Genomic DNA, 5,139 nt, shown 5'->3' on the forward strand with positions numbered 1-5,139 from the left:
CCTCGGCAGCAGCGGCGGGGCGGCCCGCGCCGCGGCGGTGGGGCTGGAAGCCCGACAGTGGATCCGGCCCGATCGCCCCGTGGACGCGGCGGCCCTCGACCGGGTGGCACAGCAGCGCGACCGGTGCGGCTTCCGCACGGAGGCCACGGCTCTCCGGTTGGCCGCGCGCCGGGACGGCGACGGACGCCTCCCTCGTGTCCCCCCTTCCGCCCCGACACCGCTGCGGCTCCGGGCCCAGGAGGTCCGCGCCGCCCGCGCGGCCGCACGCGGTCGCGACGCGGAGGCTCTGCGGGCGGCCGCGGAGGGTCTCGACCTGCTGTCCGCGTGGCAGCGGTCCTTCGGGGCTCTCGACCTCCAGGCCTCCGTCGCCATGCACGCCAGCGATCTCGTGTTCACGGGCCTCGCCGCGGCCGTCCGCCGCCGCGACCCTGCCACGCTCTTCGAGTGGTCCGAGCGCGCCCGACACCTCAGTCAGCAGGTCGCCCCGGTGCGTCCGCCGCGCGACGACGCCCTCGCTGCCGACCTCGCCGAACTCCGGATGCTGCGCGCCGACCACGCCGGGGCGGACTGGACGACCGACCCCACCGTTCGCGCGCTCCGCGACCGGGTGCGGGAGCGGCAGTGGTCCGCCACCGGCTCCGGCGCGACGAGAGAGCGGCGAACCCTGGCCGAGACCTCGGCGCTCCTGCCCGCCGATTCGGCGGTGCTCGCCTACGTCTACACCGGCTCCGGGCTGCACGGGGTGGTGGTGCAGCCCGGCGGCGCGGCCCTCGTCGACCTGTCCTGGCCGCGAGTGCGGACCGCCCTCGACGGCCTGCGCGCCGACCTCGACATGGCCGCGCTCACACGGGGCGGCGCGATGGGACCGGTGACCGCCCGCGCTCTGGCAGCGCGCCTCGCGGCCCTCGACGACGAGCTGCTCGGACCGATGCGCCGCGCCGCCGCAGGTGCCGAGCGATTCGTGCTCACTGTTCCCGGCATCCTCGGCGGGGTGCCCTGGGCGATGCTGCCGGGCATGCAGGGGGTACCGTTCACCCTCGCGACCTCCGTGTCGCGGTGGCTCCACGGCGCGACGACCGCCGTCTCGGACCCGAGGGTGGGGTTCGCGGCCGGGCCGCGGGTGCCCCGAGCAGCCGAGGAGATCGAGAGGGCGGCGGGATCGTGGACGGGGCGGGGAACGACACATTCGCTCCGCGCCGCGGCAGCGACCGTCACCGCCGCCACCGAGCTGGCGGCCTCCGTCGACGTGCTCCACATCGCCGCGCACGGGCGTCACGCGGTCGACAATCCGCTGTTCTCCGGGTTCGAACTCGCCGACGGCGTGCTCTTCGGCTACGACGTCGACCTCATCGCCCGGGTGCCGCGGACCGTGATCCTCTCGGCGTGCGAGCTGGGTCGGTCCTCCGTGCGCTGGGGCGAGGAGGCCCTGGGCATGACGCGCGTGTGGTTGCACGCGGGCGCGGAGGCGGTGATCGCGGCTCCCGTCACGGTGCCGGACGACGACGCGTGCGAGCTCCTGACCGCGGTCCACGAGGGCCTCGCCGGCGGCGCGTCCCCCGCCGACGCCCTGGCGAGCGCCGCGCTCAGGACGGGGGTTTCCGCCCCGTTCCAGTGTCACGGCAACGGATTCTGACTTTTTTCCCGGATCGGGGTATCAGAATCGCACCCGCCTTCTCCTGTTCTTCGGAAGGTGTCGAGCGAATGGCCTCGAAGGGAGAGGCACGAGGGAGGCGCCGTCGGTTCTGGGGAAACGCCGCTGGGGAGCGGGAAGACGAGACGGACACCATCTGCTCCGGGAGCGTCGCGGTATGCAGCCGCGATGCTCCCGCAGGGCCTCGGCGATCTGGGGACGCCGAGGCCCTCGGGGCGTCCGCGTGCGGCCGGAGGCCTCAGGCGAGGAGGACCGTGTAGCCCGCAGCGCGCAGCGCGTCGACGGCGGCCCCGTCGGCCCCTCGATCCGTGATGACCGTGGCGAAGAGCTCCGGCCCGCCGACGGTGGAGAAGGCCTCGGCCCCGAGCTTGCTGCCGTCGGTCACGACGACCGCCCGCCGCGCCCGCTCCGCCATCATCCGGTTCACCGCCGCCTCGCGCTCGTCCTGCGTGGTCGCCCCGGCTGCCGCGTCCATCCCGTTCACGCCGATGAACGCGATGTCCAGCCGCACCCCGCGGAGGAGCTGCTCGACGAACGGGCCGACGAGCTCGTAGGTGCGCGAGTGGATGACCCCGCCCGTGACGACCACCTTCATCTCCGGCCGGGTGGCGAGCTGGGCGGCGATGTTCACGGCATTGGTGACCACCGTGATCCCGCCCTCCGCCGCCAGGTCCTCGCGGGCGGCGAGCGCGGCCGCGATGGCGGTGGTCGTCGTGCCGCCGGAGAGGCCGACCACCATGCCGGGGGTGACGAGCGCCGCCGCGGTCTGCGCGATGCTCTCCTTCTCGTGCGTGCGGAGATGGCTCTTGTAGCGGAGCGGCAGTTCATAGGCGACGGTCTGGGCCACGGCACCGCCGTGCGTGCGGGTGAGCAGCCGCTGCTCGGCGAGGGAGTCGAGGTCGCGGCGGGTGGTGGCCGGAGAGGCACCGAACCGCTCCACCAGCTCCTCCACCGTCACCTCGCCGTCCGCCGCGAGGAGGTCGAGGATTGCGTGCAGTCGGGCCGCGCGCTTCACCGGTCGTCGTTCCGCGTCGAGGTCGCAGCCGTGCCCGGAACCTCTGCGACCGGAGCGGGATTCTCCGACGGCAGCAGGGCGAACAGTCGCAGCATCCGGGCGGCCTCGTCCGCGAGGGCCGCGCGGGCGGGAGCGAGATACTTGCGGGAGTCGACCAGGCGCTCGTCGGCGGCGAGCACCTCGCGGACCGCCCGTGTGAAGAAGCCGTTGAGGTGGGTGGAGACATTGACCTTCGTCATCCCGGCGCGCACGGCATCGGCGATCACGGCGTCGGCCACCCCGGACGAGCCGTGCAGCACGAGGGGCACGTCGGTCCCGTCCGCGGCAGCCCCGCGCAGAGCCGCACGCAGGCGGGCGATGAGGTCGAGGTCGAGGGAGGCCGTGCGGTCGGTCATGGCGTGCGACGACCCCACGGCCACCGCGAGGGCGTCCACGCCGGTGGCGGCCACGAACGCCCGCGCCTCGTCCGGATCGGTGCGTACCCCGGGGGCGTGGGCGCCGTCCTTCCCGCCCACCTCGCCGAGCTCGCCCTCCACGTACACCCCCGCCTCGCGGGCCCGGGCGGCGACCTCGGCTGTCAGCGCCACGTTCTCGTCGTAGGGCAGCGCGCCGCCGTCGAACATGACCGAGCCGAAGCCGAGGGCCACGGCCTCGTCGACGAGCTCCGGCCGCTCCGCGTGATCGAGGTGCACCGCCACCGGGGTCTCCGCGCGTCGTGCCGCGGCGAGCGTCGCGAGGGCGATCGGTTCCAGACCGCCGTGGTAGTCGGCGCAGTTCTGCGAGATCTGCACGATCACGGGGAGCTGTGCGAGCGCGGAGGCTCGGACGAGGCCCTCCGCGGTCTCCAGATGGATGACGTTGAACGCGCCGATGCCGGTGCCGGCGGTGGCAGCCGCGGAGACGAGCTCCCGAGCGGAGACGAGGGTCACGAAGGGTCCTTCCGGAACGAGGCGGGGTCGGGGCGGGAGACGCGAAGCTGCTCCTCGAGCGCGCGCCAGCGGGGGGAGATGTCGCCGGCGAGCGGCATGAGGACGGCGGCTGCCGACCACGCGGTCGCGCGACGGAGGATGACCTCGGGGTCGCGCTCGCCCTCCGCGGTGAGCACGGCGCAGGCCGCGACCGCGGCGTCTCCGGCCCCGGTCGGGTTGCCGGAGAGCGGCTCGTCGAGTCGGGCGTGCAGGAGATCGGTCGCGGTGACCGCGAGCATGCCGTCGGCACCGAGCGACAGGAGCACGAGCTCGGCACCCCGGGCCAGCAGCGAGCGCGCGCCTTCGACGGGGTCGTCGATGCCGGTGGCCTCGGCGAGCTCCGCGGCGTTGGGCTTGAGCACGGTCGCCCCGGCGTCGGCAGCGCGCAGGAGGGCCGGGCCGGAGGTGTCGACGATCACCGGGACGCGGGCGTCCGCAGCCACCGCGACGAGCATCGGCACGAGCGACTCCGGCGCCCCGGGCGGAAGACTCCCGGAGACGACGAGGACCCCGGTGCCGGGAAGCCGGTCGACGACCTCCGCGAGGAGTCCGCCCCACTCGGCATCGGTCGGGTTCACCCCTCGCTCGTTGACGATCGTGGTGTCGCCCGCGGCCTCGTCGACGAGGGCGATGCTGCGACGCGTGTCGGCCGCGACGGGCACGAGCACATGGGGCACCCCGCTGGCCGTGAGCTCCGCGGCGAACTCCGCGCCGACCGGACCGCCGGCCGTGGTCAGCGCGAGGACGGAGGCCCCCTCGGCGTGTGCGACCCTGGCGACGTTGAGGCCCTTGCCGCCGGCGCGGGACGCCCCGGTCTCGGCGCGGTGGGTCCCGCCGGCCACGAGCCGATCGACCTGCCAGGTGAGGTCGAGCGCGGGGTTCGGGGTGACGGTGAGGATCATGCGAGCTCCCTGGCACGGAGGGCGGCGCCGATCAGGCCCGCGTTGCCGGACAGCTCGGCGGGGACGAGCGCGGGGAGGCGGTGGAAGCTGAGGCGGGCGGCGAGGCGGGTGCGCAGCTCGTCGAAGAGCGCGCCGCCCGCCCGCGACAGTCCGCCGCCGATCACCACGGCCTCGGGGGCGACCACGGCGGTCAGCTGCGCGAGCGACAGGGTGAGCGCGTCCAGAGCCGAGTCCCAGATGTCGGCGGCGACCCGATCCCCGGCGGCCGCTCGGGCGATGACGTCCTTGGCGCCGTCCGGGGTCGTCCCCGTGGCCTCCCGGTAGCGGCGCGCGATGGCGCCCGCCGAGGCGACGGCCTCCAGACAGCCACGGGCACCGCACGGGCACACCGGTCCGTCGGCGATCGGGGAGTGCCCGATCTCGCCGGCGTAGCCCCCGGCCGTGTAGGGGCGGCCGCCGACGAGCAGGGCGCCGGCGATGCCGGTGCCGATCACGAGGATCACCGCGTCGGCAGGACGGAAGAGAGTCGTGCAGGGAAAGAGTGGAGGTTAGGGTGGAGGTCGAGGCGGGTGCGGGAGCGTGAGAAGACAAAACCAACTTGCG

5 protein-coding genes are annotated in these 5,139 nt (G+C 74.8%); 1 reads left to right on the forward strand and 4 read right to left on the reverse strand.

The genetic code is table 11. The features are described from left to right. Positions 1-1,633: CHAT domain-containing protein (locus tag D8M34_RS17550; RefSeq protein WP_126894665.1), on the forward strand; the 1,633-nt coding region annotated here is incomplete at its 5' end. Between the two features lie 256 nt (positions 1,634-1,889). On the opposite strand, the gene D8M34_RS17555 is transcribed toward D8M34_RS17550, so the two are convergent. From D8M34_RS17555 to D8M34_RS17570, 4 genes are read right to left on the reverse strand one after another with little or no spacing between them, the layout of a single operon-like run. Next, complete coding sequence (locus tag D8M34_RS17555) at positions 1,890-2,666, reverse strand: DeoR/GlpR family DNA-binding transcription regulator (protein WP_085604333.1); 777 nt, start codon at positions 2,664-2,666, stop codon at positions 1,890-1,892. After that, a complete protein-coding gene (locus D8M34_RS17560) occupies positions 2,663-3,595 on the reverse strand; it encodes a class II fructose-bisphosphate aldolase (RefSeq protein ID WP_126894666.1) in 933 nt (310 codons plus the stop codon). The genes D8M34_RS17555 and D8M34_RS17560 overlap by 4 nt, the downstream gene beginning before the upstream one ends. After that, on the reverse strand, positions 3,592-4,536 hold the full coding sequence (locus D8M34_RS17565; protein ID WP_126894667.1) for a 1-phosphofructokinase family hexose kinase: 945 nt from the start codon (positions 4,534-4,536) through the stop codon (positions 3,592-3,594). The genes D8M34_RS17560 and D8M34_RS17565 overlap by 4 nt, the downstream gene beginning before the upstream one ends. Further along, positions 4,533-5,039 (reverse strand): ROK family protein, encoded by a 507-nt coding sequence (locus D8M34_RS17570; protein ID WP_238695711.1) that lies wholly within the window; start codon positions 5,037-5,039, stop codon positions 4,533-4,535. The genes D8M34_RS17565 and D8M34_RS17570 overlap by 4 nt, the downstream gene beginning before the upstream one ends. Between the last annotated feature and the right edge of the window lie 100 nt (positions 5,040-5,139).

The organism is Microbacterium sp. HSID17254 (assembly GCF_003989315.1).
In the GTDB taxonomy this organism is placed as follows: Bacteria; Actinomycetota; Actinomycetes; order Actinomycetales; family Microbacteriaceae; genus Microbacterium.

Bases quoted from the DNA above. Each gene is read 5' to 3' on its own strand.
- D8M34_RS17565 (WP_126894667.1), bottom strand. From the start codon at position 4,536: ATGATCCTCACCGTCACCCCGAACCCCGCGCTCGACCTCACCTGGCAG.